We start from the raw sequence: 25,915 nt of genomic DNA, 5'->3' as shown, positions 1-25,915 counted from the left end.
ATGAGTCAAGAAGGTTCGACTATGCGCCTTATAGGGATAGCAATCTGCTTCGCAATAGCCCTTCTCGGGAAGCCGGCGATTGCGGCTGACCAAGAGCAAAATAAAGAAGCGGCGGTGGACAAAGCCCAGGTCCTGGAGCAGAAAGCTGCAGAGAAGGGGAGCGCGACACCTGCGCCCAAGGCCGAGGCCATCACGCAACCTGAAGCGCAGGCGGTCGATCCAGTAGGGAAAGCACCTTTGGACGATGCAATTACCTGTCTTGCACGCTCCGTCTACTGGGAAGCCAAAGGCGGGGCCTCTGCCGACATGGAAGCCGTCGCCAGCGTTGTCATGAACCGACTTGGCCATGAGGGTTTTCCAGATACGGTGTGCGCGGTGGTCAAGCAAGGCTCTGAAAAGCATGCCTGTCAGTTTTCGTGGTGGTGTGATGGGCGTTCGGATCAGGTAGAAGAGGACGCTCCTTATGCGATTGCCAAGGAAATAGCGCGAAAAGCGCTCAACCAAGAACTCACAGACCGAACCCACGGCGCTATGTATTTCCACGGCAAGAACGTGTCGCCCGACTGGGCCAAGGACTATATCAAAACAGCCGAGACCGGGAAGTTTCTCTTCTATAAGCCTCACGATGGCACAGCACGATAGGCCTTGGCTGAGCAGACAATACCTATCCGAATGGGCGGGGCGGGCGTCTACGAAACCAGAGGCCATTCGGCCAGCGGTCGATAGCGGCCTTTGTGCGACTCGAATAGGATGAGGTGTCTGGCGCTTAGGTGAAAGTCTGGTGGAGTGTTGGACTCAGGGACAGGTGCTCGATAGTCCCGCATCAAGGTCAGGTGAGGGCGAAACTCACGGGCGGCGTCCACAAACCCAAGGGGTAACAGCGCCTGTTGCAAGGCATAGACCAGCTGGCGTAAAACCCGTGGCGACTGTGCTGGAGCGAGTAATAAAACGTTGGATTGAGGCCATACATCCAGGCGGTCGAGAGGTACAGTCCACGGCCTGCCTGGCGTTCTAATCCGTGCGGCAGCGGCGCAGATGTCCGGGATTTGGCTCACAGCAACAGAGCCCAGAAACATCAGCGTCAAATGAAAATTTTCCGCAGGCACTGGGCGTCCGCCGCTTAGCTCAAGAGCGCTTCGCCATTGGGCGATGGCCCGGCGTTGTGCATCTGCGCAGGGCAGGGCGAAAAACAGACGCTTGAGCGGTTCGCCTTGCTCACGAGCTTCACGACCCATGCCTTGCCCCTCCAGGTCGCAGTTTGACTTGGTTGAAATGAGTGCCATTTGATCACTCACGATAGCGCAAAGCATCCGGTCAGGCTCACGCTACCGTAAGGCCCAGGCCGGACAGCAACATCCCGGCCTGGGCTCTCGAGATGATCGATCCCTTGAACAGCTTGGCGTCAGTCAACTTCAGCCCTTGAAGACTGGTATCGCGCAGATCCGCATTGTCGAACCGCGCACCGTTCACTCGGGCATTGGCCAGGCTGCCACCGACGAACACCGCATGGCGAAAGTCGGCATCAGTCAGCTCCGCATCGGACAGATCAAGGTTGTCGATTTCCGTCTTGTAGAACGAGAACCCCGGCAAATACGCGCCAATAAGAAGCGTATCGCTGAACGTCATGCCAAGCGCCGACACTTGGGTGAAGTTGGCTTCGGTCAGCTTACAGCCGGTGAAGCTTGCCTGATTCGGCTCAGTGGGGAGGGTCGTACGCCTGCGGCGCTGTGCTGCATGTTGGTATCCAGGGCAAAGCTGTTAGCATGCTGGCTTCAAGCCATCATGGCGTGTCATTCGGAAAAGGAGTTTGCCCCCATGTCGCAAAACATCAGCATCGCCGTGATCGGCGCAGGCCGTACCGGCTCACCGCTGCTGCGTGAACTGCTGCAGTATGACTACATTCAGGTTCTCGGTGTCGCGGACCTTGATCCCAACTCCACCGGGATGACCTTGGCCCGCGAGCAGCAGATCCCCTGCTTCTCGGACCCGATAGCGATGGTCGAGGCCGTTGGCGAGGTGGATATCCTGGTTGAGGTCAGTGGTGATCGGGACCTAAAGGCAAAGATCAAGCAGCACTACGAAACTGCGGGCAACCGCCACACCATTATCTTGCATGACCTGGTGGCGCGGCTGGTGATTAGCCTCTGCGACCGTAGCCCGACCCTGGTGCCATCGCGACATCCCGACGATCACGGTATTGGCTGAGGGCGCGCGTTACGGGTAGAGATCCACCCAAAGCTGACGCCCAGGCTATGGAAAGTAAATCTACCCCGTTTTCCCGGGATCGATAAACCGGACAATAGCCTTACTCCTTGAGTGTTTTTTTCAGGTAGTAGCGCTGGTGTCCGGGCGGGCAATCTTCCAGCACGCCCATTATCTGGAAGCCCTGCTTCTGATAGAAGTCGGGCGCCTGGAAGCTGTAGGTGTAGAGGAACAAGCCCTTACAACCCCGACGTTGCGCTTCATCCTCTGCTCTCTTCAGCAACTTACCGCCTAGACCATGGCTGCGCAGGGTATCGTTCAACCAAAGATAGTCAATGTAGAGCCAGCCCATCCCGAAATGGCCGAACATGCCTCCTATTACCTGGCCGCCGCTATCGCGGGCATAGAGCTGGAAATCCTCGTAGGCGTAGGGGCCTATCTGCTCCACATTGAAGCGTTCCAGACCTTGGCGCACCACAGCCATGGCCTCGGCATCAGCGCCTAAGCTGAAACAGTAAGGGGTATCGGTCATAAGCTCTCCTGTGTGGCGTTGTCGGCAGAAATCAATACGCGGCATGATTGTAAACGCTGGATGGCGATGCTGCTTGCGCGACGACTCGCTTGCAAAACGCCGCGATCTCCAATGGATTGATCGGCCGACACGACTAATCCCCCTCGCAACTGATATTCACCCTGCAACTTTCCCGCAGGTTGCGCTCATGCATCAATAACCATTAGGGTTGACGACAACTGAGTCGCCCGGCGTGAATTACCCAAGGAGAGTTTTATGTCGTTCACCATTAATTCAATAAGTGCCGCCGACACAGACCAGGCAGCGGCGGCCTTATGTGAGTTGTGGCCGCGATACTCACCGGCTGAGATTACTTCGACAATCGACGAGTTACTTCGCCCCAATGGCTACAACCTTGTCGGGCTTTGGGAAGATGGTTCGACCTCAGCTGTAAGTGTATTGAGCTATAGGATTCAGTTTTCTCTCTGGTTAGGAAAGTCTTTCTACATAGTGGACATTGCGACCCTGCCTCAGTGGCGCGGAAAAGGCCATGCCTCGAAATTACTCGACTGGGCTGAAGCTGAAGCCATGCGCTTGGGATGCTCGGCCGTGCATCTTGACTCTGGGGTTGGCGCGGACAGGAGTGCAGCTCATCGACTCTACATGCAGCGCCACTATCAGATTTCCTGCCATCACTTTTTGAAACGACTGGCCTGACACGGCCTGTATTTTTCTAGCCTTCTGAATGAATCGCACGGGCTGTGTGAAAGCGTACAGCTTGGTGATTGGGGGTAACCCGGTCATTTGATGAGGGGCAGAACGTGATCTCGTGTCAATGGCGCCAGCTCCAGGATCAGGGGTTGGTGTGCATCAACCCACACCGCTTCCTCGATTTCGGCAGCGGGTATGACATCGCCCTCAATCCTGACCTCGAACAGTTCGCAGCGTACTTCGAAGCCAGGTTCGTTGGCGGCGGGCGCGCTGAAGCGCCCGAGATATCGGGCGCTTGCAGAATCGATGGTTATTCCCAGTTCTTCATTCAGTTCACGCACCAGGGCCTGCTCCGGACGTTCGTTGGTTTCAATCTTGCCACCGGGTTGCATGAAGGCTGTGGTACCGCGTTTTCGCACCAGCAGGGCTTTCCCTTGTGGGTTGAGTAAGAGAGCGGCTGCAATGTGGATAACGCTCGGCATGGCATGTCCCTTGGGTGAGCACGATCAGAGCAACATTGCTCAAGACGGGTGTTGATTTTCAACATTGGAGTTTTGCACTATTCGGGGTGAATCGTCGGATTAGTATCGTTATCTGAGTTGTAAGTCTTTAAAAAATAGGCTTCTATTTAGTCAGTTGATTATACATCTTTGCTCTTCGGTGACTGCCCGCATAACCGCCCATGGCTGAAATTGTCCCGCCCTGGATATGATCAAGGTAGCTGAATATTTTTCGTGGGGACAAAAAAACAATCTGATATCCCCACGCGGCCATTCTATCTTGTAGTTCATAGCCGGGGTTGCGGTCGTCCGTTAGGAAGTGCAGCCCGTGCTTTTTAATCAATCGCACATTCCACAGGGTACAAAAGCTCTTTAAATGTTTTTCTCTGAACGGTTTCGGTTCTTTTGCGTTCAGGCCCAACGCTCGCAAGCTACGCCGAACGTAGTGTTTGATAAAACGGGTAGCCAAGCGCCAGGCCGATCGACCCATGCCTCGATTCAACTGTTCTACACATCCAACAGCCGCAACCTCACGTGGACCCGTACACTGGCCGATCATCATGGAAAAAACATTCAGATCATAAATGAGCGTATCGGTATGCAACAAAAATACGTATTCAGTATCGATCTTATCCAACGCAGTATCCAGCGCCCGACCGTGGGCAACGCTTCCGGCCTCAGGCGTGGTTTTTTTGCGCTCAATCAGGTTGATCCAGTTCAACGTGCGCAGGTACTCACTGCTCGCGTCGTCCGAGTAGTTATCCACGACCCAGACGGGTGTTCCAGAATCTTGCAACCCCTGGCGCAACAGGTCCAAACACGCCTTGGTAAGCTCAAGTGATTTGTAATTAACCAACACAACACTGTAGTTTGTCTTGGTTGGAGTGGAATGGGACATTGTTCGTCAAACCTCTATCACTTTATTTTTTGTTACCGATGGCTTGGCCGTTTTCAATACACCTCTGGCCAACGTGTTTGTCTCCGTGAGTGCATTAAGCGTCACCGCCAAACGCGAATCAAACAGTCGACTCAAGGCAGATTTCCGATACAGCGCCTAACTCCGTTGATAGGGAGTATCAAGCAAGCGGTGAACATTAATGTCAGCGATTGGTAAAGTATCAGTAAAGAGGCGGTCACTTGGAATCGACCACAACCCTGTCCAATGCCCACTGAGGCCATCGCCAAGTCACCTGGGTGCCGGACTGTTTGGACGATTACGTGGCGGAAGAAAATTCGGTGCGTATGGTCGATGTTTTTGTCGATGAACTCACCTTGGGGCACTCGGGTTTGAGGGTGTCGATCCTGCTGCAACTGGTCGTCGGGCTAACCACCCAGCGGTCTTGCTGAAGATCTATATCTACGACTATCTCAATCGGATTCAGTTCAGCCGTCTGGATGCGGTTGTGGCGGTGCTGATTTGTACCAGCGGATAAACCAAGCGGCGAGCGGCGTCCACATTTGCAAAACCATTCGTGGGCCATTGCGGGCAATATTTCAGGGTTCTAAACAGCAATTCTGAGTAGGGGTGTCATTGCTTACCGCATTGAACTCAAAGGCGAATCGATGCGCAGGCGCTCGACGAAATTGACGACAGCGGGTACTTCAGGTTAACAATGCGAACCTGCGTCGCTGCGACTGCCTGTCCACGTGAATGTGGAACGAGTGCCCATGTGGCGTGGAATCCGCAGGTGGAAACCGGGGCCGACTTTTTCAGGCTGCGAGACTTCGAGGTTAGCAGTCACTTCAGAGCTTATTTACCACGTTGAGTGGTTATTCGGTTCTGCGTTGACGGTGCAGCTTTGTCAGTGGGTTGATTGGAGGTTTTTTGGTAAATTCAGGCACACCTATCCCGTAGTTGGCGGCCAGTGGGATTTCAGTTTGGCCAGCCTTCTCAAGTTTTGTATCGCTGCCGCTAACGTGAACTCATCGCTCGCACCGCTCATACCTCGCAATCGCAAGCGATCCACTTTCAAGATTCGCTCGAGGTGAGCGAACAACATTTCGACTTTCTTCCGTTCGTGGCGGGAGCACACATATTGCGGCGTCGCGGCTATTCGCCGAGCAACATCGCGCGCCTCTTCATTCCATTGAAAGTCGGTACTCGAGAGACTGCCGTTTTTACGCTCGGTTTTGTCCCAAACCGGCACATGTGGCTCGATATCTTTTTCCTCCACCATCCAAGCCAGCCGGCGCCTTGCCTAGCGCTGCAGTGATGAACGGCATTACCTTGTTGTGCTGCGGTGTGCTTCTTGTAGCGCGTATTTTCCGCCAACAGAGGTAGGGTAGTGGTCGCAAGAGGAAGGCTGCTCAGCGCCGCCCACACCACGGATAAACCAACAGTGAAATCCCGACAGCCAGCAATGCCCCACCAAGGCTGTTACAGACCCGAAGAATGCTCAGCCCCAGTTCCGACGCAGACGGCTGGCCCAGCTCTGCAACGAGAATAAAGTGCGGTGTCAGAAACAGTATGTAGGCTCTGTAACTGATGGATCGCCCTGCCAGCGTGCCAATCGAGAGCGGCAGGATCAGCGCTGCCAATAACAGGGGCGAGTGAATGAACGACCCCAGGGCGGCGGCCAACAGGCTGCCGAGCAAGGTGCCTGCGACCCGTTCAAGCGAGGTTTTCAAGGTGCCGGAAAACTTGGGCTGCATGATGAAAAATACCGTCAAGGTCATCCAGTAGCCATGGTCCAGCCTCCAGTATTGGACGAGCCCCACCGAGATCGCCGCCGCCAAGCCGACACGCAGCCCGTGAAGGGTGAGGTCAGACTTAAGCGTGAAGCTCGTCTGGGCAGCCTCTTTTATTGAAGTTGCATGGGGCTTTTCAATGCGCCACAGCAGCAGGGCAAAGCCCGTGGCCCACAGATTGCCGTAGAGAAAGTAAGTGGCGTAGGTCATGCCGTGGGCAAAGTCTTTACCGGGGAAAGCGGTTGAAACCGCGAAGGCCGTCGCCGCCAACAGGGCAGGCAACCCGATTCGCGTTCCGCCGCCTTGGGCCACGGCGCCGCCAAAACCTGTGATCGCGGCGAGCACGATCACGACGGGCGGATAGGCGACCGTCCAGGCGCCGAGCCCCGAAGCCAGGGCGCCCGCGACACCGAATGATAGGGCGAGTGACAGTCGCGTCCAAAAGCCTCCAGTCACCAGCGACAGGTAGGTCCAGAAGGCGGCAATCGCTGACCAGCTGAACAAAGGGTTATGCAGATAAGCCGCCAGCAACGCGGGAGCGGTACAGACAATACCTCCGCACACGACCTCGCCCACAGGGATATCGTACAGCCTACGCAGTGATTGGAGCGCTTTGGCGGGCAATGAATGCTGCATGGCGGCCTTCAAACGGCTGCTTGAACCAGGGTACTTGCGTCGATCTGCTCAATCGACGTCACCCCGGTCAACGTCATGGCCACACGCATTTCCTTGGCAAAAATCTCCAGCATATTCTCTACACCACGCTGCCCATCGGCGGCCAGCGCATAGACCGTCGAGCGCCCGAGCAACACGCTTTTGGCGCCCAAGGCGAGCATGCGCACCACATCAAGACCCGAGCGAATACCGGAGTCGACTAACACCGTCAGATCACTGCCGACAGCCTGGGCAATCGGCGGCAACGCCTTGACCGTGGACAGCACGCCATCCAGCTGACGGCCACCGTGGTTGGATACCACAATGCCGTCCGCCCCGAAGCTCACCGCATCCTTGGCATCCTGCGGGTCGAGAATGCCTTTGATGATCATCGGGCCTTTCCAGAACTCGCGTATCCACTCCAGATCTTTCCAGCTGATGGACGGGTCGAAGTTGTTCGCCAGCCAGCCCACGTAGTCCTCCAGCGTGGTGGCCTTGCCCAGGTATTTGGAGATATTGCCCAGATCATGAGGGCGACCGAGGAGGCCAACATTCAACGCCCAGTCCGGTTTGGTCATGGCCTGCAAAATGCGCCGAGGTGCGGCGTACGGCCCGGACATACCGGAGTGAGCATCGCGATAACGGGCGCCGGGCGTCGGCATATCGACCGTGAACACCAGCGTTTTGACCCCGGCAGCCTTAGCACGCTCCAGAGCGTTCTTCATAAAGCCACGGTCTTTGAGCACATACAGCTGAAACCAGATCGACTGCGCGCTCTGCGACGCTACTTCCTCAATGGAGCACACCGACACCGTCGACAGGCAGAACGGAATCCCCTTTTTCGCCGCTGCCTTGGCCGCCTGCACCTCACCCCTGCGCGCATACATGCCGGTCAGGCCTACGGGGCTGAGGATAATCGGCATATCAAGTGGTTCACCAAAGAGCGTGGTTTCCAGGCTCAAGTTGTCGACATTCTTGAGGATGCGCTGACGCAAACTGATATCGGCCAAGTCCGAACAATTGGCTCGTAGCGTGTGCTCTGCATAGGCACCGCCATCGATGTAATCAAACAGAAAACGCGGAAGTTTGCGTTTGGCCGCTTCGCGGTAATCAGACGCCGACGAAATAATCATGACGGTTTTTCCTTGGGGAAGAAGTCTACTAAACGAGGCCGCAAGGCATTCGCTGTAGGTTCAGAGTAAGGAAATATCGACTATGATAATAACAACTTTTACAACTACAATTAAGTCGGAAATGGAATGCTCATGAACCTTCGAACATTACGCGCCTTTGTCGAAGTTGTGCGCCAAGGTGGCTTCTCCCAGGCTGCCGAAGTGGTCTCTCTTACCCAATCCACCGTCAGCAAGGCCGTCAAGACCCTGGAAGATGACCTAGGCACGCCGCTGTTGAACCGCATCGGCCACCGAAGCGAACTAACCGCCGCCGGCGCAATCGTATATCGCCGCGCCCTCGTCCTACTGGCCGAACACAACGATCTCATCGCCGAAGTCAACGACCTGCGCGGTCTCAAAGGTGGCGTACTGCGCATCGGCCTGCCACCCGTGGCCAGCGGCGTACTCTTCGCCGCAATGTTCACCGAATACCGCGCCCGCTATCCGAATATCGAAATTCAACTCATTGAACACGGCGCAAGGAAACTGAATGAATGCCTGAAGTCGGGAGAGGTAGACCTGGCTGCGCTGTTAAAGATGAAATCGTTTAACGAAGAGTTCGATTACCAGGATGTGCGCATCGAGCCACTGGTGGTCGTTATGGCAGAGAACCACCCAATGGCCGAACGCAACAGCGTCGACATCGCAGACTTGGCCGATACGCCGTTTATCCTTTTCGAGGAAGGGTTTGCACTGAATACCATGATTCAGGTGGCGTGCGACCGCAAGGGCGTTACGCCCAAGGTGACAGCACGCAGCGGTCAGGTCGACTTTATTGTGGATCTGGTTTCAGCGGGGCTGGGTGTGGCGTTTTTGCCGAGGATGCTGGCGCAGAAGCACTATCACGGCGGGATTCGGTTGGTGGCGCTGGATGAGCCGGATACGGATTGGTATATCGCGTTGGCGTGGCGCAAGGACGCGCATTTGTCGCCTGCGGCGGGGGCTTGGTTGGCGGTGGCTAGGGCAATGAGGGAGTGACCAGACCAGACGAAACGGCCCTGGTTCAAGCGACGAGCAGCCAGCCAAATCCAAAAGCCATCGTGAACCAAGACTTTCAACCGATTGGCGCGGCGGTTGGCGAAAAGATAAGCACTGTGCGGTTTCAGTGCCATCGCGCGCGTCCATGGGTTCGACGGCAAGCCAGATCGCGTCGATGCGAATCATCGCAGCAGGTCTCGAAGGAAACCTGCGCAGGCACCTGGCCTCTCGACTGGCCAACTTACATCTACGGTGCCACGAGCATGTGGAACTTCGATAGTGGCGTCGGGTTCGAGGCACTCCTGGATGACTTGGGCCTTGAATGATTTGAGATAGGAGAGGCGTTTTGGCTGCATGAGGAATCGGCTTAAATAGAGCTAGAAATGGTGTCCACTTAATTTGATCTGACCCCAAAATGTTGGACGCGTTATAGATTTCTTCATCCCTGTTGATCGCCACGATCACTGTGGAGTCTTTCATACCGGCCAGGTGCTGGATCGCACCGGAAATACCGACGGCGATGTACAGCTGGGGCGCAACGATTTTGCCGGCCTGACCGTTCTGCATATCGCGACCGCCGGAAACGACGATTTTGGCAGCGGTCAGTTCCGGCCGATCGGACTTGGCCAGTTCTTCCCCGACGAAGCTGGAAATTTCCGCGTCGTGAGCAGCCGTCACCGCTTCAACAGCCGCCGAACCACCTTCACCAGCCACCGGGTCAAAACCGGTGGCACGCACGGTGATGACCTTGACCGCTGCGTTGGACTGTACGGTGGCAATGGCGTTACCAGCGTAGATCGGGCGCTTGAAGGTGTCAGTGCTTTCAACCGAGATGATCTCGGATATCTGGTCGACGTCCAGCTGCGCAGCAACGCGCGGCTGGATGTTCTTGCCGTTGGACGTAGCCGAGGCCAGGACATGGCTGTAAATTGTGTGTTGTTCGAGCATCAGGCTAGTCACTAGCGGCGCAACATTCGAAGCATGGCCCGTGCCGCTGGCATCTCGGCGACCACCGTCCACAAGCTATGGGCTGCCAATGACTTGACAAGCATGCAAAGGTGAAGGCCTTGCTCGCGAAACATCCGCGCGTCCATGTGTATTTCACACCGATCTCCAGCTCCTGGATGAACATGGTCGAGCGATTTTTCAGGGACATTACCGTGTTCTTACGCGACGGCAGTTTCGGCTGCGTACGCGAGCTGGAAAGCTCGATTACCACCTTCCTGGCATTACGAAACGCGCAACCGACCCGGTACGTTTGGAACGCAAAGGGAGAGGAGATTTTGAGCAAGATTCGGCGAGCACGCGATGTGATGGAAGCGCAGATGAATGGGTAAGCTATTTTGAAAACAGTACACTAGATAAATGTTTTTCAACGATGTTGGCCGATTGTTGCCTGTAGTGACTGCCTGCAAAGGCTCGAAATCTGACCCTCTCTGGTCACTTCCCGGCAAAGCCGGCTTTGCCGAAATGAACCACTGGATGCTACGCCCTGGCTTTAGCAGACGTGAGCCTGCCAAACAAACTAACCCCGTCGCTCGATATGAGCGTCGCGGCTAAGGCAACCGCTCGCCGAGGGTTGATTACCGGTGCACTCGGTTACGCCCATTGCGTTTGGCTTGGTAAAGCGCGTCATCGGCACGAGTGACAAGGCTTTCCAGGGTGTCATCGGCTTCGAAGAGTGCGACACCAAAGGAGGCCGTTATCGTGTCGAGTACTTTGTCAGCTTTACGAGCCTTGATCCGTAATGACTGGATTTTCAGGCGCAGTTGCTCGGCGAAGGCATGGGCGCTGCCGAGATCGGTGCACTGGTTCAGGATGACGCAGAACTCTTCACCGCCGTAGCGGGCCGCCGCAGCGTGAGGGGGAAGTGAGTCCCGTAGCACCTGGCCGACGTGTTGGAGCACGCGGTCACCTAAAGGGTGACCGTACTGGTCATTGAATTGCTTGAAGTGATCGATATCCAGCATGACCAAGGCCACAGTCTGGGGCGCGTTGCTTAGCGCTTGCTCCAGCAGCCGGGTGAAGGTATCCCGGTTGAACACCTGGGTCAGACCGTCCAGCGTCGCGGCCAGCTGGGCACGTTCAAGCTTGCCTCGCAGGTTCTTGATTTCACTTTGAGCAGCATGCAGCTGGGACAGGAAAAGCTCTTGCTGATCCTGCATGAGCTGGGTGCTCTGTTGCAGCTCGCTGAGTATGCTGGGTAATCGATCATCGATCGGCTCATCAAGCATTTCTAGGCAATACCCAAGGCTCGCCTGAAAGTTGATATTGCCCTTCACGTTATGCGAAACGTCGCGCTCCATGCCGTCTACCAGATTGATCGCTTGTTGCTGACCGATGCGGGCATCTTCCAGTTCGTCGTGGATGATGTATTCGCGAAAAAGCTTGGCAGCGGACTCCGGGGGGAAATAGTCGAAGTCTCGGACAACCCGATCCAGGTGGCGATTGAGTTCTGGTGCCTGGCCTTTGCTGTAGGTGTACCAGAGGGCGTAGTGCACCGGGTTGGGCGCAATGTTATGACGCACCATCAAAGGTACAGCTTGCTTCAGCAGGGCCGCTGCCTCGCGGGTATCCTCTGGATAGAGTGCCAGGGCAGTCGCACGCTTCTTTGATGGGTTCATAACGTCACTGTTGTTGTTTATTTTTGGCGAATATACAGCAAGGTTCCACCGTTCGCGACGACTCACAAAACAAGCAGGGTTTTGTATAAATAAACAGGCCCGGAAGGCTCATCTACAGTACGTAGATTGCACCTCCAGGCCTGTCTCTTCGCCCGTCACTCAAGGTTCAGCGGCTCAGTCCTTCACGCCAACAACCGATGGCAGAAGTACACCACCAGCACACCCGCAGCCAACGTCACATGCGGCAATATGCCTGCACGCCTGGCGCCGTCATCTGCCTGGATATACAGGTCGGTCCACATGGCTGTAAATGCCATGGGCACCAGGGTGAACACCAGAGTGCACAGCAGACCGGCATAGAAAATTGCCTTGAAGGTGTCACGCTTAGGGTCTTTGAACTCGCGGGTGTAGCACACGGCGGTCTCGAAACCGTAGGTCGACCACGCGGCCATCAATGACCAACCGGAAATGTCCCAGGTGCCTCGATGACCAGCCCACCAGCATCGTGAGCCAAGGGATACAGCGGCAGGAAGTTAGCGTGGGTGGCATCGCCGGTCAGCAACGGCACTACGCCGACTAACATAACAGCAGCGGGATCAGTGAGGTGACGCCGAGGATCAAGGTCAGGCGCGCCGAGCGCAGGATGCCGCCGTGTTGCACCGCCAACATCCCGAGCAGAATCACCACGCCCACGACGAAGGTTGCGTTCAGGCGCAGGGACAACCCGCTTTTGATCCAGCCAAGGTCCAGCAGCGTTAACTGCCACGTATTGATCAGTGCATCGGGTGCAAACAACGCAGTGAGGATATAGCCGGCCGCCAGCCCCGAACCAATGGATAGCACCGGCGACCACGCCAGCCAGTTGCACCACACGGACACCGGGGCGATCAGCTTGCTGTAACGCACCCAGGCCACGGCACCATAGACCGATGCACCACCGGATTTATGTGGAAACAACCCGGCGATTTCGGCGTAGGTGAAGGCCTGGATAAAGCCGAACAGGATCGAAACGATCCAAACGATCCATGCCGGTTTACCCACCGTTGCGGTAATCGCACCAATGGAGAACAGGACCAGCGCCGGTACGCCGGTACGCCGCTGGCGACCCAGAACGCACCTTTCCAGTCAATTTTGCGATGCAGGCTACCGGCCGTCTGGCCTTCCTGCGGTACGGTCTCGAATGTAGTCGCTTCCATCTCTGTTATCCCATATGTAAGTAGAGTTGTCGGGGGCAGTCGGAAGTTGAGCCAGCACCCCCTTCGTCGAGCCGGAACAGCGGATTCGGCGGACGTAAGGGGTGTCGGTCAGCGAGTGCTTGGGTCTTGTTTAAAGACTCTTGGTCTCGCTGGTTGGCAACGCAGTAACAGTGTTCGATTAACAGTGGTCGGTGCTTCTATCGCTTAACTGCGCACCCGGCTTTGTCCGGGTCGTAGAAAATCGGTGCCATGACCTGAGCGTCGATAGGCTTCTGCAAACCATCGACCTTGCCCCACTTGCAGCGTTGTGCCCACGTCGGCACAGGCGACATCCACCCGGCACAACGCGATATTGCTGGCCAGCAACGGTGAGCGGCAGGCGCTGGTGACCACGCCGACCTTAGCGCGCCCGCTGTACACGCCGTCGCCGTGATGCGCGCCTTCGTTGCCACTCAGTTGCAGGCCTACCAGCTTGTGCATCGGATTGGTACTGCGCCGCAGCAGGGCGTCGCGGCCGATGAAGTCGTCGGTTTTGCTCTTAAGTGGCACGCTGAAGCCGATCCCGGCTTCAAAAGGATCGGTCTGGTCGCTGAATTCGTACCCGGCAAATATCAGCCCGGCTTCGATGCGCAGCATGTCCAGCGCTTCCAGGCCCCGTGGGACGATGCCCAGTGGTTCGCCCAGTTGCCAGATGCGATCCCAGATACGCTCGGCGTCTTGCGGCTGACACCGGACTTCATAGCCCAGCTCGCCGGTGTAGCCGGTGCGGGAAATCATCAACGGGCAACCGTCGTAGTCGTCCAGCCGACCAACCAGGAAACGGAACCAGCCCAGTGCTTCCACGGTCGGCTGACTGGCGGGGGTCCAGACCATTTGTTTGAGCAATTCACGGCTCAATACGAACTCAGGTACCGGATTCGCTGCGCAGACAACTCGATCAAGAACGTCTGGGGAAAAGGCGTTGGCATCTATTCGGACAGTCGCGAGGTGTTGGGTATCGAGGGTGCGATTTTTGAAATTGTCACTCCATAGGCAGACCCGACGTGAAGGGCTGTTAGCCGGTACTTGCTATTACCTTTACGTTAACGTAAATAATGAGCTACGTGCTTTTGCCAGTGGCCCAGGTTTTGCTCTTTGCAGAGAACACCTGCCTGACCGGGCAAACTTTTCTTTACTGCCACCTGAACCGGGTGTAGACATTCTCAACAGCTTGCGTGTCTCGCCGCCAGCTCCGGGAGTGGCTCGGGGATGCACTGGGCGGACCGATTCGGAGCGCTGAATGTCGCTAATAAAAACAATAAACGCTGAGTTACAAAGCGAAGCCCGGCTGGCCCGGGAGACACTGCACGGCGAAGGTGAAGTGCCCGATGGGGTGCTGCGGGCCGAAATTGATGCCTCATGGCGGCGCAGTCTCAGCCACGGTGTGCATTTCAATAGCAAGCACGAGCTCGCGCTGGAGTCGACGGCCAGTCTTGAGTTGCTGTTGGCGAGCAATCGCTTGCTTATCGACGCTGCGACGCCGGAGATCGACTATCTGGCGGCTCAGCAAGGCAAGGAAGGGCTGATTATTCTGGCCAATGCCGACGCCACCATTCTCGCCCTTGAGGGTCGCGCCGATGACCTTAAAGGCAGCGGCTTGCAAGACATCGCCCTGGGTGCCTGTTGGAGTGAGGCGGCTCGCGGCACCAATGCCTTGGGCACTGCGCTGGTCAATGCTCGTCCGACGTTGATCGATTGTGGTGAACACTTTCTGGATCGCTTGAGCCCTTTCTCGTGTACGTCTGTGCCGATTCACAGCCCCCATGGAGAGCTGCTCGGTGTGCTTGACCTGACCCGCGAAGGCCCTTTAGGGCGCGTTCAGGACAGCACTGCGCTGTTGTGCATGGCTGTCACCCAGATTGAAAGCCGGGTGTTCAACGCGACCTATCCGGATCAAATCGTCCTGGCCTTCCACAGTCGTCGCCAATACCTTGAATCCGCGTGGCAGGGTCTGCTGGCATTGGATTTGACCGGAAAGATTCTGGCGGTCAGCGCGCATGCCTGTCAGTTGCTCGGTGTGCCTCGGGCAGGGTTGGTGGGGCGGCGCTGTGAAGAGTTTCTGGGCATCGATGGTCTGCAACTGCTCGCGCGTCTGCGGCAAGGCAGCATAGGCAGCCTGCAAACCGCCAAGGGCGAGTTTTTCTATAAAGCCCTGCGCGCGCCACAACGCTCGCCTAACGTGGCCAGTGTGGCTCGGGGCGCGCCTAAAGCGGCCCCCGCGCAACCCAATCTCGAGGCGCTGGCGGGAGGTAACAGTCGGTATGCCCGCGCGCTGCGCATGGCACGCCAAGGGCTGGCGAACGAGCTGCCCGTTTTGCTGCTGGGCGAAACGGGGACCGGCAAGGAGGTTATCGCCCGGGCCCTTCACCGGGCGGGTGTGCGCGGTGATAAACCGTTTATCGCGGTGAACTGTGCAGCCATCCCTGAAGGGTTGATCGAGTCCGAATTGTTTGGTTATCGCGAGGGCGCTTTCACCGGCTCACGGCGTGGCGGCATGATCGGTCGCCTGCAACAGGCCCACGGCGGCACGCTGTTCCTCGACGAGATCGGTGATATGCCTTTGGCACTTCAGGCCCGCCTGCTGCGGGTGCTGCAGGACCGTAAGGTCGCGCCATTGGGCGCAGGCGAGGAACAGGATATCGATGTCGCACTGATCTGTGCCACCCACCGAGATCTCAAGCGTCAGGTTGAGGAAAAGCAGTTCCGCGAGGATCTTTTTTACCGGGTGAATGGCATCAGCGTGATGTTGCCCGCCTTGCGTGAGCGTGACGATTTTGATGCGCTGGTGAGCAGCTTGCTGGGCAAATTGGGCAATGTGACGGTCAAACTCTCCAGCGACTTGCAATCATTACTGGCGGGCTACCACTGGCCGGGCAACATACGTCAGTTGGAGATGGTGCTGCGCACAGTGTTGGCCATGCGCGACGAGGGCGAAAGCGAGCTGGGGCTGGAGCACCTGCCCGACAGCATGCTTGATGACCTGAGCGCCTGTGACCGTCCTCAAACCGGCCGTATCCGCGAGAATGAACTCGAGTTGATCCGCAACTCTCTGGACAGTCATCAGGGCAACGTTTCGGCCGCCGCTGACGCGCTAGGCATCAGTCGGGCGACGCTGTACCGCAAGCTTAAACAGTTGCGCAGCTGATGCAGCGGTTGATTGTCAGGCTGGTCGACAGCAAGGACCCGCAGGCACTCCACGACGCGTTGACATGGCTGTACGGCTTCGTCCGTCCACATCGCCTGGCCATTGGCGGTTTGTTGGGCCTGTCGCTGTGCGCTTCCTTGCTGGTGCTGGTGCAACCCTGGCTGACCAAGTTGCTGATTGACGATGGCTTGCTGGCGCGTAACTTTTCGATGCTGACGCTGATCGCCGGATTGATGATCGGTGCCGGGCTGCTGGGCACGGTGTTATCCGGGATCAACCGTTATCTGTACACGCGACTGTCCGGGCGGATCCTGTTCGCCTTGCGTGACGAAATTTATCGGCATTTACAGACACTGTCGCCGACGTTCTATGGACAACGACGCATTGGCGACTTGATGTCCCGGCTTGATGGCGATGTCGCGGAGGTCCAGCGCTTTGCCGTCGATTCACTGTTCTCGGCGGTCTCCAGCATCATTGGTCTGGTCTTCGCCGTGGCGATGTTATTGGCCCTGTCCTGGAAACTGTCACTGCTGGCCGTGGTGTTGATTCCTTTGGACATCCTCTGGCTGCGCTGGATGCGGCGCAAAGTTGCGCATGAGGTCAAACAGTTGCGCGAGCGTTCGGCGGACGTGTCGTCCTTCATGGTCGAAACCCTACCGGTGATGAAGTTCATCCAGGCGTCCGGTCAGCAGCAGCGCGAAGCACGCAGGCTGGAGTCCTTGGGGCAGGGCTACATGACTCAACTGCTGCGCCTGCAAGTCACCGAATTCTTCACCCAGGCGGTGCCCGGCACCTTGACCTCATTGTCTCGGGCCTGCGCGTTCCTGATCGGTGGTTATTGGGTGGTGCAGGGCACTTGGCAGCTCGGCGCGTTGATCGCTTTCTCTACGTACCTGGGCATGGCCGTCGGCCCGGTGCAGAGCCTGCTCGGGCTGTATGTCGCCCTGCAGCGCATGACCGTGAGCCTCGGCCGGGTCATGGAGTTGCGCGGTGAAAAGCCGGGAGTCAGCACGCCGGAGCACCCGCTGCCGATGCCCACCACGGGCGAGGTGTGGTTTCAGTCGGTGCACTTCAGCCATCCGGGGCGTCCGGCGATCCTCAAGGGCATTGATGCGCGTATCCCTTATGGCCTGAAAGTCGCCTTGAGCGGCGGCTCCGGGGTGGGCAAGTCGACGCTGATCGATCTGCTGCAACGCTTCCAGGACCCGCAAGCCGGTCGTGTCTTGCTCGACGGCTGTGATCTGCGTGATCTAGACCTGTTCGAGTTACGTCGGCGCATCGCGGTGGTCAGTCAGGACATTGTGCTGTTTCGCGGGAGCCTGGCGGACAACCTGTCCTACAGCTCGCCAAACGCCAGCCGTGCGGCGATTGCCGAAGTCGCTCATATGGCTCAATTGGACAGCCTGATCGAGTCCCTGCCCGAAGGCCTCGACAGTCCGCTCGGCGAGCGAGGACAGCAGCTTTCCGGTGGGCAGAAACAACGAATCGCCATCGCCCGCGCACTGTTGCAAGACCCTTTGATTCTGGTCCTCGATGAAGCTACCTCGGCGGTAGACGAAGCCACCGAGCGTGAAGTCATTTGCGCCATTGACCAGCTGTTTGCCGGAAGAACACGGATTCTGATCAGTCATCGTCCGTCGACGCTGGCGGATGCAGACCTGCGCTTCCATATGGTAGACGGCGTGCTCACGTCGTCGACAGTCGTCCATGAGGTCTGAGTCTCTTATGCGGCCTGTGCGCATCGGCATCGTTGACAGCGGCCATTCACCCGCGCAACAGCCTAGAGTTGTTGTCAGCCGCCGCTTCTTGCTGGTGGAGGAGGGGCTGCTTGAGGACGAAGTGGAGGGGGATCAACTTGGGCATGGCAGTGCGATCATCGACGCTATTTGCCGACGCGCACCCGAGGCTGAATTTTGTGTGGCCCAGGTCTTCGATAAACGTGGGGTCACCAGTGCGATGCAAATCTCAAGCGCGATCGATTGGCTGGCTGAACACGAAGTTCGCCTGATCAACTTGAGCCTGGGGATGCGTCAGGACCGAAGTCTGTTGCGTGAAGCCTGTGCGGCGGCGCTGAAACGTGGGGTATTGCTGTGCGCCTCAAGTCCGGCTCAGGGCGAGGCAGTATTTCCGGCGAGTTACCCGGGTGTCGTGCGGGTTACCGGTGATGCACGCTGTGGTGAGCAGGATTGGTCGTGGCTTAACAGCGCCCAGGCGGATTTCGCCGCGTGCGTGCGTGGCACATTGGCCGGGCAGTCCGGTGCCAGTCTGGGTTGCGCGGCCTTGAGCGGGCACATCGCCGCGTATCTGGCTGAACAACCGCACGCCTCTAACTCGAAGATCATCGATTGGCTAAGGGCCTATGCCCGTTACCGTGGTCCTGAGCGGCGGGTCGGGCCATGAGTACGATTCTGATTTTAGGCGCCGGGCCTGCGGGCGCGGCGGTGGCATTGGGCCTGCGCCGGCTCGGTTACCCGGTCTCTATCATCAGCGAATGGCGACGCTTCCCCGCACTGGAAGGTGTCTCGCTGAGGGTGCTGGAGGCGTTGCGTGCGGCGGGGCTGGAGCATGCGCTGGCAGATGCTACGCTGCCGTCCCAGCGTCAGGTGTCCTGGAATGGTCAGCAGCACGCACAAAATATTGAATGGCTGCTGGATCGCCCACGGTTTGATCGCGGCCTGCGCGAGGATCTGCAGCGTGCCGGTGTCGAGCTGATCGAGGGGCGTGTGCTGGCGGTACAGTCGTCTGCCTCGGGGCATCGGGTGCAGATTGAAGGCCTCGCCGATCTTCAGGCGGACTTTTTGGTCGAGTCACGCGGTCGTCAGGCACCTGCGCTGGGTAAAGGTCTGCGCGGGCCGGAAACCGTCAGTCTGCTCAACCGCTGGCAGGGCGCGCCGGGTGCGACCGCGAGTGCGGTCGAAAGCATCGAGCAGGGTTGGGTCTGGATGGCGCGCCAGGCCGATGGGTGTTGCTATTGGCAACTGACGGTGGACGTGACCAGCGCCGAATTGCCGGGTAAAGCCCAGCTACTCGACTACTGTCGGGAGAGACGCCAGGCATCGGCGCTGGCAACGGCATTTTTCGCCGACGGTCCAGAGACAGATGTGCACCTGCACGCCCGTAGCAGCACGGCCATTCTTTGCCCGCAGGTGTGCGGTGACAACTGGATTCGGGTCGGTGATGCCGCCATGGCGGTGGACCCGCTGTCGGGCAACGGTATCTTCCAGTCACTGTCCTCGGCGCTCCAGGCCCCGGTGGTGATCAACACCTTATTGCGAGCGCCTGAACGTGCGGCGTTGGCCCAGCAGTTTCACCGGCAACGGGTCGAGCAGTTGTTTTTACGGTTCGCCAGGATCGGGCGTGATTTTTATGCCGATGAGCAGCGTTGGCAGGATCAACCTTTCTGGAAGGCGCGTCGCCAATGGCCGGACGCTGATCTGGCGCACAAACCGGCTGATTTCGCGGCCGTCAGCGTGCAGCGGGCCCCGGTATTGCGCGACGGTCTGGTGGATGAGGCTGAAGTGGTGGTGACGGCGGATCAACCGCTGGGGGTCTGGCACTTGCAAGGCATCGAGCTAGCACCGTTGGTCCTTCGCCTGCAAACAGAGCCCGCGCAGCAGGTGCTGGCGGATTTGTCGAAAGAGCAGGAGCATTTGGTGCGCAGTTGGCTGCTCAGCCAGGGCTACCGTCCTTAAACACCCTCCGGCAGTCAGCCTGTCGGAGGGTGTTTCTGGCTTACAGCTTGATCAGCACGGATTTCAATTCGGTGTAGTGCTCGATGGCGGCGTAGCCCATCTCCCGGCCGACCCCGGACATTTTGTAGCCACCGAAAGGCAGCGCCGGATCGAGTGCGCTGTGGCAATTGACCCACACCGAGCCGGACTTGATCCGAGGGATCATCCGGTGCACGGCTGCCAAATCGTTTGACCAGACGCTGGCGCCCAGCCCGTAGGGACTGTCGTTGGCCAGACGCAGGGCATCGGCTTCATCGTCGAAGGGAATCGCCACCAGTACCGGTCCGAAAATTTCTTCCTGGACCAGCGGGTTTTTCTGATCGACACCGACGATCACGGTGGGCTTGACGAAGAATCCCGGCCCGAACTGTTCGCCGCCACAGGCGATGGTCGCACCGCCCTCACGGCCCATCTCGATGTAGCGCGACACCCGCTCTTGTTGCCGGGCCGAGATCAAGGGGCCCATGTCCACGCTAGGGTCCAGGCCGTTACCCAGCTTCATCGCATTGGCGATATCCGAGATGTCGGCGACCACGTTATCGAAGTGCTTGCGCTGCACATACAGCCGCGAACCGGCACAGCACACTTGGCCCTGATTGAAGAAGATGGCGCTGGCAGCCCCGGCGGCAGCGGCCGCGAGGTCCGCATCACCCATGACGATGGTCGGTGACTTACCGCCCAGTTCCAGGGTGACACGGGTCATCGAATCCATCGCGATCTTGCCGATCTGCTTGCCGACGGCGGTGGAGCCGGTGAAGGTCAGTTTGTCGACCAGTGGATTGTGCGTCAGGGCGGAGCCGGCAGTGATGCCGGTGCCGGTCACCACGTTGAAGACCCCGGCCGGGTAACCGGCTTCGAGTGCCAATTCCGCGAGCTTCAGGGCGCTCATTGGCGTTTCGTCAGCGGGCTTGAGTACCACGGTGCAGCCCGTCGCGAGGGCTGGGCCGAGCTTCCAGCAGGCCAGCAGCAGCGGGAAGTTCCAGGCAACGATAGCGCCCACCACACCCACGGCCTCACGGCGGATAAAGCTGTGAAACTGATCGTTGGGCATCAAGGGCATCGAAACTTCGACGCTGGAACCTTCGATTTTGGTCGCCCAGCCGGCCATGTAGCGCAAGAAGTCGATGGACAGCTGTACATCCATGACCCGCGCTACCGCCGCGCTCTTGCCATTGTTCAGACATTCAAGCTGGGCCAGTAGCTCGGCATCGCGCTCCAGCAGGTCGGCGAGCTTCCACAGCAGGTTCTGCCGCTCACGGGGCCGGGTCCGGCTCCAGGCCGAGTCATCAAACGCGTGGCGAGCTGCGAGTACCGCGCGATCGACATCGTCCGGCGTCGCGCAGGGCACAGTGCAGAGCACTTCACCGCTGGCGGGGTTATGCAACGTCATGACGTTGCCGTCGGCGGCCTCGACCCACTCGCCATTGATCAGCATGCGGGGTACACGTTTTATAAAGGCAACAGTGGCGGGTAGCAGGGATGAATGGTTCAGCATAGGAGTGACCTCTTGTTATTCGAGTGGATGCGAGGTCTTTCGCAACGGCTGTGCCAAGTCGACTTGACGGGTTAACTGATTGATTTAAATAATTATTATTTGATCGGTTGAAAACGGTGGGCAGTTTGAGTGTCGCAAACTGCGACAGGTGATTAAATTTAAGACCCTGATTTTGCTGGGCTTTAGGTTTCTCCCCAAAACCTCCCCAATATCTCCCCAAAACTAAATCCCATCTATGCAACTTCGATCCACTCAGATCCGCGACTGTCTCGGTACAAATCAGTCATGGTTGATGATCGGTGCCCGAGCAGTTTCTGCGGATCCCTTCCTTCAGCAGCATGCAGCCTGGCCGACAGGGATCGCATTTCATGGAAGCTCGGTGGTTGCTTGCCAAGCTGGATGCCAAGCCTCAGTGCGGCCTTGTCTCGCGCCTCCGCGAAGGCCGAAGTCAAGGAGGCCAGGCTTACCTTTGATCCAGCCCCCGTTGTGCTGAAGTTTTTTACATGGTGCACCAGGTGTTTTGATATGACGTTATCGCGACATTTTTTGATGACCAATGAAAGATCCAAAGAAACCGCATTAAGTCGCAACTCCGTACTGATGCGCAGTCGTGCACCGGTTTTCGCTTGGACTACATGCAAAAAACCGTCAGACACATCCTTGAATAGCATTGACCCGATATCATCCCGCCGCTGCCCGGTCAGCACTGCCAGCTCCATTGCGCGTTTCAGCCATGGTTTGTTTGCCTCTTGGTAGGTTGCCTTCCAAAGCTCCAGGGTAAGTCGCTCGCGCTTGATCTTGATCTTGGCCGTGCGAGTTACATTGACAGGATTCTTGTCACACCACCCCGATGCAATCGCCTCCATGAACACGTCACGAAGAAGCGACCGCATGGCCCTGGCCATCTGCCCTTTGCCTTCCGAAGAAAGCGAGGACAGATACGTGGCAATTTCCATCGTCACCATCTGATTGATAGACCTCGCGCCAAACTGAACATCAAGCCTGTTCAATCGCATGCCCGTGTTCTTCAGTGTTGCAGGGGCAAGCCCGCGTTTTGCATACAGGCTTCTGTACTCTTTTATCCAGTCAGAAAAAGACTTTGTGGGTGCTGATACAGGTAGTGGTGCATTTATCCGGTCGATAAGTGCGGGGCGGGCTTGGTCGGAATAGTTGGCCGCTACCGCTTCGCGAATAGCTGCCTCCTTGTCCTTGCCAAGTCCAAACACATGACCACTCACTGGATCGCGGTAGGTGTAGTAAGTGACGCCGTTTCGGGCGTCGGTTTTGCGGTATAGGTTTGGTGGAAGATCCTTTGACCCGGTATTACGCGGCCTGGGCGCCATATCGTGCACTCGCTATTTTGCTGATTAGGCCCCCGCCGGTAATCCGTTCGGGCTGTTTTTTCGGTTCACTGTAGTGCGCATCGGATTCTACATAATAGCTCCGGCCATGCTTGATAGGCGCTGGGGCGATACGGCCTTCACGCGCCCACTTACGAAGTGTATTAGCGCTTGGAGGCGTCTTGAATTCGGCAGCCGCCCACTCATCAAGTGTTACTTTACTCATGTCTTTCTCCATGCCGCCCTATGGCGGCAGAAGGTGGTAGAGGGGGATTTGCATCGGCAGGCGGGCAAAGAGAGAATACGGTCTCTCCCTTATTGCGCTAATCACGGATGAATTGAATGAAACGGATTTTGGTCGTGATGGTTATCAGCTTGGCCGTGTGGAAAATTTCAACTTGGCCGGTTTTTCTGGGATGGAGTGGAAATCACCTTTCGGGACTGCAAGGGACGTCTACTACTACCGCTGTTTCACCTTCTTCTGCTCCGCCATTCAAATGCGATGGCCGAAAATACTGCTCGCAGATGACCTCGTGCACAGAGGCCAAAGGTTTTCTGCAGAATTGCCCGGGAGTGGAAATGGACGGCGATAACGACGGGGTGCCTTGTGAATCGCAGTGGTGCCAGTGACTAGTTGCCATTCACCGGTAGGCTGTGTGGTTCTGGGAGGGGGTGTTAGATGGCCAGGATGTGGCCGAACGGAACGCGGAAACCTGCGGCGTTGCGATGACCTCCACCACCGTACTGCAGAGCGATTGCTGAAACGTCCTCGCCGGCGTCAGAGCTGCGAAGGCTGAAGGATCGGCCCTCTGGCGTGTCCCAGTAGCAGGCGGCGAAGGACTCGCTGGCGGACATCAGGGCTCCAGCATCACTGGTCAGCGTGTACGGCAGGTTTGCCACTGGTACGTCATGGCCACCGATCACCATCCGCCGCTTGGTCACACCGACCAATTCCGCGACATCCTTGTGGTGCTTGCGCTCGATCGCACTGCCATCCGAGCGCAAGGCGCTGACGTCGGCGGCGAATAGGTCATCCCAAACTTCGAAGTCATACGGGTAGCTGAACAGGCTGGCCTGTATCTCGCGAGTGCCTTCCAGCTTGAACAGCCACAAGTCACGGTCCTCAATGTGATTGATCAGGGCGGGGCGCGGCGTATCTGGAAAGAAGAAGTCCCAGGCAATGCCGGCACCGGAACGGTTCATGTCGAAGAGAGCGCCGATGTGAGGTGCGCCTGAGCAGATGCATTCACCTAAGCAGTCGGTTTGGAACTGCCCATAGGTGATGCCAGCAGAGGGTAGGTCCTGCAGGTCGGCATGCGCTGTCTTGTGGTGATCCAGGACCAATACAGATGCGGCGGTTTTGCTCATAGCGATCAGCGCGTTGTACGGGAACGAGAAGTCGACGATGACAACGTGCTTGCCTGCAACATCCGGCGCCGGCTGGCCGTACGCCGCCGCATGAAACTCGATGTCGGCGCCCAGGGCTTTGCGAACAACCCAGGCGGCGCCGAAGCCATCGGCACAGTTGCCGTGGTAAATACAGATAGTGGTGGCTTTTTTATCAGGCATGACTTCGTCCTTGCCGCTATAGCGGCTGACTTTGAGTTGGGGGGCGTTACTGCGGAGAGTTGTTCAGGCGTTTCGCTTCTCTCCGGTCCGCTAGCCCGGGAATAGCATGTTTTGGGAGCTGCCATTCTGGAATGCGAATACATATTCGCCCAAGGTATAGCCAGCCACTTGTCCGGTTCCCGAGCGGCGAGATACGGTAGAGTTGGAGAAAGGTCGATCACAAGACTGATGCGCAACGAAAGCGAGTTGCGAGACTTGAAACTGCCAACGCATGACAGTCGGGTAGCACGATGAAAAAAAAGTCATCACCAGAGCATCATCTTCAACTCCGGGTACGCGAACTTGGGCAGTTGTTCAACTCGATGGATCCGACACCTTTTCTTAACAAGGATCTCGATCGCGAAGCGGAAGCGTTCATTGAGACCTGGGCGGCGGAATTTACGTCGGACAGCCGGCTCAAGATTACAATCCACCTTGAGCACCTGCCTGCAGAGGGTGAGCCAAGTGCGATCATGGTCGAGGCAATCCACAATTATTTTGGTCATAAGGCAGGTCTCGTACGCGGTGAGTTGAAGCATCTCCTTCGGGACGGTCGCATTAGCCTATTGATCGGCGTCTCCTTTGTGATCCTGTGCCTGATCATGGCCGATGTCATTGGTAAACTTGGTACTGGCCCTGTCATCAACATAGCGCGCGAAAGCCTGTTGATTGTTGGCTGGGTAGCAATGTGGCGGCCGCTGCAGATTTTTCTATATGACTGGTGGCCACTTTTACGATTGATTCGCGTCTACAAGTCCATAAGCCATGCACGTGTTCAAGTGGTGCAAGGTAAATAATGTCTACGCAAGCTGTAATTCGATCTCCGGCAGGCTGGTCATTGGCCCGCTGAGGTAGATGCGTTTCATGCGGCCTCCGCAGTGGCGGCCGACGGCTTGATCAACCCCAGGCGGACGCCTTCATCACGAACAATCAGGATGTCGTCGCCATACCCCCATGGGTTGTCAAAGCCGTTATCCATCGTTGGCTGGAAGTACCCATAGCGCATCATCTGTCCCTTGAGGACGTACGCGCCGATAGACTCAACTAAACCCTTCATCGTGCCTCCATGCGAGAAGCTATCCCACCGGCCTTCTTTTGCGGTGTTGATGCGGGCGCCGGTGTAGTCATCGAAGAGCCAGACGATATTGCCGCGAGCATTCAGGGTCAGATACGCATCGTGACCTGCGCCTTTGTTGCGGAAGAAAAACCGACCGCATTTGGCGATCACCTGCATGAACTCATTGGCAGCGATGATTCGGGTCAGGCGCTGCTGGCCGATGGTTTTGTTTTCTGTGGGCATGGGGCGTCCTATGCCGGGTCA

General features: G+C 57.4%; 25 protein-coding genes and 8 pseudogenes. 14 read left to right on the top strand and 19 right to left on the bottom strand.

Annotated features, from left to right (window positions below; translation table 11 throughout):
- The first annotated feature begins 21 nt into the window (after positions 1-21).
- Entirely contained in the window at positions 22-642 is a 621-nt protein-coding gene (locus ACVBEG_RS12105; RefSeq protein WP_322183137.1) for a cell wall hydrolase, read from the top strand.
- Positions 643-689: 47 nt separating this feature from the next.
- Here the strand turns inward: ACVBEG_RS12105 and thpR are convergent, their stop codons facing one another.
- On the bottom strand, positions 690-1,235 hold the full coding sequence (thpR, locus tag ACVBEG_RS12100) for an RNA 2',3'-cyclic phosphodiesterase (RefSeq protein ID WP_322217789.1): 546 nt from the start codon (positions 1,233-1,235) through the stop codon (positions 690-692).
- An 85-nt stretch (positions 1,236-1,320) separates the two neighbouring features.
- On the bottom strand, positions 1,321-1,626 hold the full coding sequence (locus ACVBEG_RS12095) for a pentapeptide repeat-containing protein (RefSeq protein ID WP_322179063.1): 306 nt from the start codon (positions 1,624-1,626) through the stop codon (positions 1,321-1,323).
- Positions 1,627-1,815: 189 nt separating this feature from the next.
- Here ACVBEG_RS12095 and ACVBEG_RS12090 point away from each other — a divergent pair, with 189 nt between their 5' ends.
- On the top strand, positions 1,816-2,205 hold the full coding sequence (locus ACVBEG_RS12090; protein ID WP_322179064.1) for a hypothetical protein: 390 nt from the start codon (positions 1,816-1,818) through the stop codon (positions 2,203-2,205).
- Between the two features lie 100 nt (positions 2,206-2,305).
- Here the strand turns inward: ACVBEG_RS12090 and ACVBEG_RS12085 are convergent, their stop codons facing one another.
- Entirely contained in the window at positions 2,306-2,734 is a 429-nt protein-coding gene (locus tag ACVBEG_RS12085; protein WP_322179065.1) for a GNAT family N-acetyltransferase, read from the bottom strand.
- Positions 2,735-2,989: 255 nt separating this feature from the next.
- On the opposite strand from ACVBEG_RS12085, the gene ACVBEG_RS12080 reads away from it, so the two are divergent.
- Entirely contained in the window at positions 2,990-3,430 is a 441-nt protein-coding gene (locus ACVBEG_RS12080) for a GNAT family N-acetyltransferase (protein ID WP_447107759.1), read from the top strand.
- 83 nt (positions 3,431-3,513) lie between these two features.
- On the opposite strand, the gene ACVBEG_RS12075 is transcribed toward ACVBEG_RS12080, so the two are convergent.
- Both ACVBEG_RS12075 and ACVBEG_RS12070 read right to left on the bottom strand, forming a co-directional pair.
- Positions 3,514-3,906, bottom strand: a complete 393-nt coding sequence (locus ACVBEG_RS12075; RefSeq protein ID WP_447107758.1) for an NUDIX hydrolase — start codon at positions 3,904-3,906, stop codon at positions 3,514-3,516.
- A 142-nt stretch (positions 3,907-4,048) separates the two neighbouring features.
- Positions 4,049-4,822, bottom strand: a complete 774-nt coding sequence (locus ACVBEG_RS12070) for a glycosyltransferase family 2 protein (RefSeq protein WP_447107757.1) — start codon at positions 4,820-4,822, stop codon at positions 4,049-4,051.
- 296 nt (positions 4,823-5,118) lie between these two features.
- Here ACVBEG_RS12070 and ACVBEG_RS12065 point away from each other — a divergent pair.
- Positions 5,119-5,315, top strand: a pseudogene (locus ACVBEG_RS12065) (IS5/IS1182 family transposase); the annotation flags it as partial.
- Between the two features lie 118 nt (positions 5,316-5,433).
- A pseudogene (locus tag ACVBEG_RS12060) lies at positions 5,434-5,535 on the top strand (AAA family ATPase); the annotation flags it as partial.
- Between the two features lie 233 nt (positions 5,536-5,768).
- Here ACVBEG_RS12060 and ACVBEG_RS12055 read toward each other — a convergent pair.
- The 3 genes and pseudogenes from ACVBEG_RS12055 to lldD all read right to left on the bottom strand — a co-directional run.
- Positions 5,769-6,110: pseudogene (locus ACVBEG_RS12055) on the bottom strand (transposase); the annotation flags it as partial.
- A 121-nt stretch (positions 6,111-6,231) separates the two neighbouring features.
- A complete protein-coding gene (locus tag ACVBEG_RS12050; protein WP_447107756.1) occupies positions 6,232-7,248 on the bottom strand; it encodes an FUSC family protein in 1,017 nt (338 codons plus the stop codon).
- An 8-nt stretch (positions 7,249-7,256) separates the two neighbouring features.
- On the bottom strand, positions 7,257-8,399 hold the full coding sequence (gene lldD / locus ACVBEG_RS12045) for an FMN-dependent L-lactate dehydrogenase LldD (protein ID WP_322179070.1): 1,143 nt from the start codon (positions 8,397-8,399) through the stop codon (positions 7,257-7,259).
- A gap of 132 nt (positions 8,400-8,531) precedes the next feature.
- On the opposite strand from lldD, the gene ACVBEG_RS12040 reads away from it, so the two are divergent.
- A complete protein-coding gene (locus tag ACVBEG_RS12040) occupies positions 8,532-9,416 on the top strand; it encodes a LysR family transcriptional regulator (RefSeq protein WP_322179071.1) in 885 nt (294 codons plus the stop codon).
- Between the two features lie 11 nt (positions 9,417-9,427).
- On the opposite strand, the pseudogene tnpB reads toward ACVBEG_RS12040, so the two are convergent.
- A pseudogene (gene tnpB / locus ACVBEG_RS12035) lies at positions 9,428-9,550 on the bottom strand (IS66 family insertion sequence element accessory protein TnpB); the annotation flags it as partial.
- A gap of 301 nt (positions 9,551-9,851) precedes the next feature.
- Positions 9,852-10,391 (bottom strand): annotated as a pseudogene (locus ACVBEG_RS12030) (electron transfer flavoprotein subunit alpha/FixB family protein); the annotation flags it as partial.
- 71 nt (positions 10,392-10,462) lie between these two features.
- On the opposite strand from ACVBEG_RS12030, the pseudogene ACVBEG_RS12025 reads away from it, so the two are divergent.
- Positions 10,463-10,753: pseudogene (locus ACVBEG_RS12025) on the top strand (IS630 family transposase); the annotation flags it as partial.
- A 246-nt stretch (positions 10,754-10,999) separates the two neighbouring features.
- Here ACVBEG_RS12025 and ACVBEG_RS12020 read toward each other — a convergent pair.
- The 4 genes and pseudogenes from ACVBEG_RS12020 to ACVBEG_RS12005 all read right to left on the bottom strand — a co-directional run.
- Complete coding sequence (locus ACVBEG_RS12020; RefSeq protein ID WP_447107755.1) at positions 11,000-12,040, bottom strand: GGDEF domain-containing protein; 1,041 nt, start codon at positions 12,038-12,040, stop codon at positions 11,000-11,002.
- A 182-nt stretch (positions 12,041-12,222) separates the two neighbouring features.
- On the bottom strand, positions 12,223-12,510 hold the full coding sequence (locus tag ACVBEG_RS12015) for an amino acid permease (RefSeq protein WP_447108458.1): 288 nt from the start codon (positions 12,508-12,510) through the stop codon (positions 12,223-12,225).
- 106 nt (positions 12,511-12,616) lie between these two features.
- Complete coding sequence (locus tag ACVBEG_RS12010) at positions 12,617-13,081, bottom strand: amino acid permease (protein WP_447107754.1); 465 nt, start codon at positions 13,079-13,081, stop codon at positions 12,617-12,619.
- A 352-nt stretch (positions 13,082-13,433) separates the two neighbouring features.
- Positions 13,434-14,133: pseudogene (locus ACVBEG_RS12005) on the bottom strand (glycine cleavage T C-terminal barrel domain-containing protein); the annotation flags it as partial.
- Here ACVBEG_RS12005 and ACVBEG_RS12000 point away from each other — a divergent pair.
- The 5 genes and pseudogenes from ACVBEG_RS12000 to qhpG all read left to right on the top strand — a co-directional run.
- Positions 14,134-14,268: pseudogene (locus ACVBEG_RS12000) on the top strand (PAS domain-containing protein); the annotation flags it as partial.
- A gap of 247 nt (positions 14,269-14,515) precedes the next feature.
- Positions 14,516-16,420, top strand: coding sequence for a sigma-54-dependent Fis family transcriptional regulator (locus ACVBEG_RS11995; protein WP_322216526.1), 1,905 nt, complete (start codon positions 14,516-14,518; stop codon positions 16,418-16,420).
- A complete protein-coding gene (locus ACVBEG_RS11990; RefSeq protein ID WP_447107753.1) occupies positions 16,420-18,138 on the top strand; it encodes an ABC transporter ATP-binding protein in 1,719 nt (572 codons plus the stop codon). The genes ACVBEG_RS11995 and ACVBEG_RS11990 overlap by 1 nt, the downstream gene beginning before the upstream one ends.
- Before the next feature lie 7 nt (positions 18,139-18,145).
- On the top strand, positions 18,146-18,820 hold the full coding sequence (gene qhpE, locus ACVBEG_RS11985; protein ID WP_447107752.1) for a subtilisin-like serine protease QhpE: 675 nt from the start codon (positions 18,146-18,148) through the stop codon (positions 18,818-18,820).
- Positions 18,817-20,112, top strand: a complete 1,296-nt coding sequence (gene qhpG / locus ACVBEG_RS11980; RefSeq protein ID WP_447107751.1) for a flavin-dependent monooxygenase QhpG — start codon at positions 18,817-18,819, stop codon at positions 20,110-20,112. Before qhpE ends, qhpG begins: the two co-directional genes overlap by 4 nt.
- Positions 20,113-20,152: 40 nt before the next feature.
- Here the strand turns inward: qhpG and ACVBEG_RS11975 are convergent, their stop codons facing one another.
- The 3 genes from ACVBEG_RS11975 to ACVBEG_RS11965 all read right to left on the bottom strand — a co-directional run bounded on the left by ACVBEG_RS11975 (position 20,153) and on the right by ACVBEG_RS11965 (position 23,212).
- The gene (locus ACVBEG_RS11975) at positions 20,153-21,646 is read right to left on the bottom strand and encodes an aldehyde dehydrogenase family protein (RefSeq protein WP_447107750.1); all 1,494 of its coding nucleotides are present in this window, start codon (positions 21,644-21,646) and stop codon (positions 20,153-20,155) included.
- Between the two features lie 233 nt (positions 21,647-21,879).
- Positions 21,880-22,989 (bottom strand): phage integrase Arm DNA-binding domain-containing protein, encoded by a 1,110-nt coding sequence (locus ACVBEG_RS11970; RefSeq protein ID WP_447107749.1) that lies wholly within the window; start codon positions 22,987-22,989, stop codon positions 21,880-21,882.
- Positions 22,970-23,212 carry an excisionase gene (locus ACVBEG_RS11965; protein WP_322179088.1) on the bottom strand — a complete coding sequence of 81 codons (243 nt, stop codon included), beginning with the start codon at positions 23,210-23,212 and terminating at the stop codon, positions 22,970-22,972. Before ACVBEG_RS11965 ends, ACVBEG_RS11970 begins: the two co-directional genes overlap by 20 nt.
- A gap of 116 nt (positions 23,213-23,328) precedes the next feature.
- Between ACVBEG_RS11965 and ACVBEG_RS11960 the strand changes: the two genes are divergently transcribed.
- Positions 23,329-23,616 carry an excalibur calcium-binding domain-containing protein gene (locus tag ACVBEG_RS11960; protein ID WP_447107748.1) on the top strand — a complete coding sequence of 96 codons (288 nt, stop codon included), beginning with the start codon at positions 23,329-23,331 and terminating at the stop codon, positions 23,614-23,616.
- Between the two features lie 45 nt (positions 23,617-23,661).
- On the opposite strand, the gene ACVBEG_RS11955 is transcribed toward ACVBEG_RS11960, so the two are convergent.
- Positions 23,662-24,555, bottom strand: a complete 894-nt coding sequence (locus ACVBEG_RS11955; RefSeq protein WP_447107747.1) for a phosphohydrolase — start codon at positions 24,553-24,555, stop codon at positions 23,662-23,664.
- A 290-nt stretch (positions 24,556-24,845) separates the two neighbouring features.
- On the opposite strand from ACVBEG_RS11955, the gene ACVBEG_RS11950 reads away from it, so the two are divergent.
- Positions 24,846-25,391 (top strand): hypothetical protein, encoded by a 546-nt coding sequence (locus ACVBEG_RS11950; RefSeq protein ID WP_447107746.1) that lies wholly within the window; start codon positions 24,846-24,848, stop codon positions 25,389-25,391.
- Positions 25,392-25,456: 65 nt separating this feature from the next.
- Here ACVBEG_RS11950 and ACVBEG_RS11945 read toward each other — a convergent pair whose 3' ends face one another.
- A complete protein-coding gene (locus ACVBEG_RS11945) occupies positions 25,457-25,894 on the bottom strand; it encodes a hypothetical protein (protein ID WP_447107745.1) in 438 nt (145 codons plus the stop codon).
- Positions 25,895-25,915 lie beyond the last annotated feature (21 nt).

The organism is Pseudomonas sp. GG8 (assembly GCF_052976945.1).
Note: the sequence above shows the minus strand (reverse complement) of the source record. Positions and strands in the feature narration are given on the sequence as shown.

Coding starts and splice junctions, on each gene's coding strand:
- qhpE (WP_447107752.1), top strand. CDS start 18,146: ATGCGGCCTGTGCGCATCGGCATCGTTGACAGCGGCCATTCACCCGCG.
- ACVBEG_RS12040 (WP_322179071.1), top strand. CDS start 8,532: ATGAACCTTCGAACATTACGCGCCTTTGTCGAAGTTGTGCGCCAAGGT.
- thpR (WP_322217789.1), bottom strand. CDS start 1,235: ATGGGTCGTGAAGCTCGTGAGCAAGGCGAACCGCTCAAGCGTCTGTTT.
- ACVBEG_RS11955 (WP_447107747.1), bottom strand. CDS start 24,555: ATGCCTGATAAAAAAGCCACCACTATCTGTATTTACCACGGCAACTGT.
- ACVBEG_RS12020 (WP_447107755.1), bottom strand. CDS start 12,040: ATGAACCCATCAAAGAAGCGTGCGACTGCCCTGGCACTCTATCCAGAG.
- ACVBEG_RS12105 (WP_322183137.1), top strand. CDS start 22: ATGCGCCTTATAGGGATAGCAATCTGCTTCGCAATAGCCCTTCTCGGG.
- ACVBEG_RS11990 (WP_447107753.1), top strand. CDS start 16,420: ATGCAGCGGTTGATTGTCAGGCTGGTCGACAGCAAGGACCCGCAGGCA.
- ACVBEG_RS11945 (WP_447107745.1), bottom strand. CDS start 25,894: ATGCCCACAGAAAACAAAACCATCGGCCAGCAGCGCCTGACCCGAATC.
- ACVBEG_RS12070 (WP_447107757.1), bottom strand. CDS start 4,822: ATGTCCCATTCCACTCCAACCAAGACAAACTACAGTGTTGTGTTGGTT.
- ACVBEG_RS11950 (WP_447107746.1), top strand. CDS start 24,846: ATGAAAAAAAAGTCATCACCAGAGCATCATCTTCAACTCCGGGTACGC.
- ACVBEG_RS11970 (WP_447107749.1), bottom strand. CDS start 22,989: ATGGCGCCCAGGCCGCGTAATACCGGGTCAAAGGATCTTCCACCAAAC.
- ACVBEG_RS12085 (WP_322179065.1), bottom strand. CDS start 2,734: ATGACCGATACCCCTTACTGTTTCAGCTTAGGCGCTGATGCCGAGGCC.
- ACVBEG_RS12080 (WP_447107759.1), top strand. CDS start 2,990: ATGTCGTTCACCATTAATTCAATAAGTGCCGCCGACACAGACCAGGCA.
- ACVBEG_RS11965 (WP_322179088.1), bottom strand. CDS start 23,212: ATGAGTAAAGTAACACTTGATGAGTGGGCGGCTGCCGAATTCAAGACG.
- ACVBEG_RS12075 (WP_447107758.1), bottom strand. CDS start 3,906: ATGCCGAGCGTTATCCACATTGCAGCCGCTCTCTTACTCAACCCACAA.
- ACVBEG_RS12090 (WP_322179064.1), top strand. CDS start 1,816: ATGTCGCAAAACATCAGCATCGCCGTGATCGGCGCAGGCCGTACCGGC.
- ACVBEG_RS11975 (WP_447107750.1), bottom strand. CDS start 21,646: ATGCTGAACCATTCATCCCTGCTACCCGCCACTGTTGCCTTTATAAAA.
- ACVBEG_RS12095 (WP_322179063.1), bottom strand. CDS start 1,626: ATGACGTTCAGCGATACGCTTCTTATTGGCGCGTATTTGCCGGGGTTC.
- qhpG (WP_447107751.1), top strand. CDS start 18,817: ATGAGTACGATTCTGATTTTAGGCGCCGGGCCTGCGGGCGCGGCGGTG.
- ACVBEG_RS11960 (WP_447107748.1), top strand. CDS start 23,329: ATGAAACGGATTTTGGTCGTGATGGTTATCAGCTTGGCCGTGTGGAAA.
- ACVBEG_RS12050 (WP_447107756.1), bottom strand. CDS start 7,248: ATGCAGCATTCATTGCCCGCCAAAGCGCTCCAATCACTGCGTAGGCTG.
- lldD (WP_322179070.1), bottom strand. CDS start 8,399: ATGATTATTTCGTCGGCGTCTGATTACCGCGAAGCGGCCAAACGCAAA.
- ACVBEG_RS11995 (WP_322216526.1), top strand. CDS start 14,516: ATGTCGCTAATAAAAACAATAAACGCTGAGTTACAAAGCGAAGCCCGG.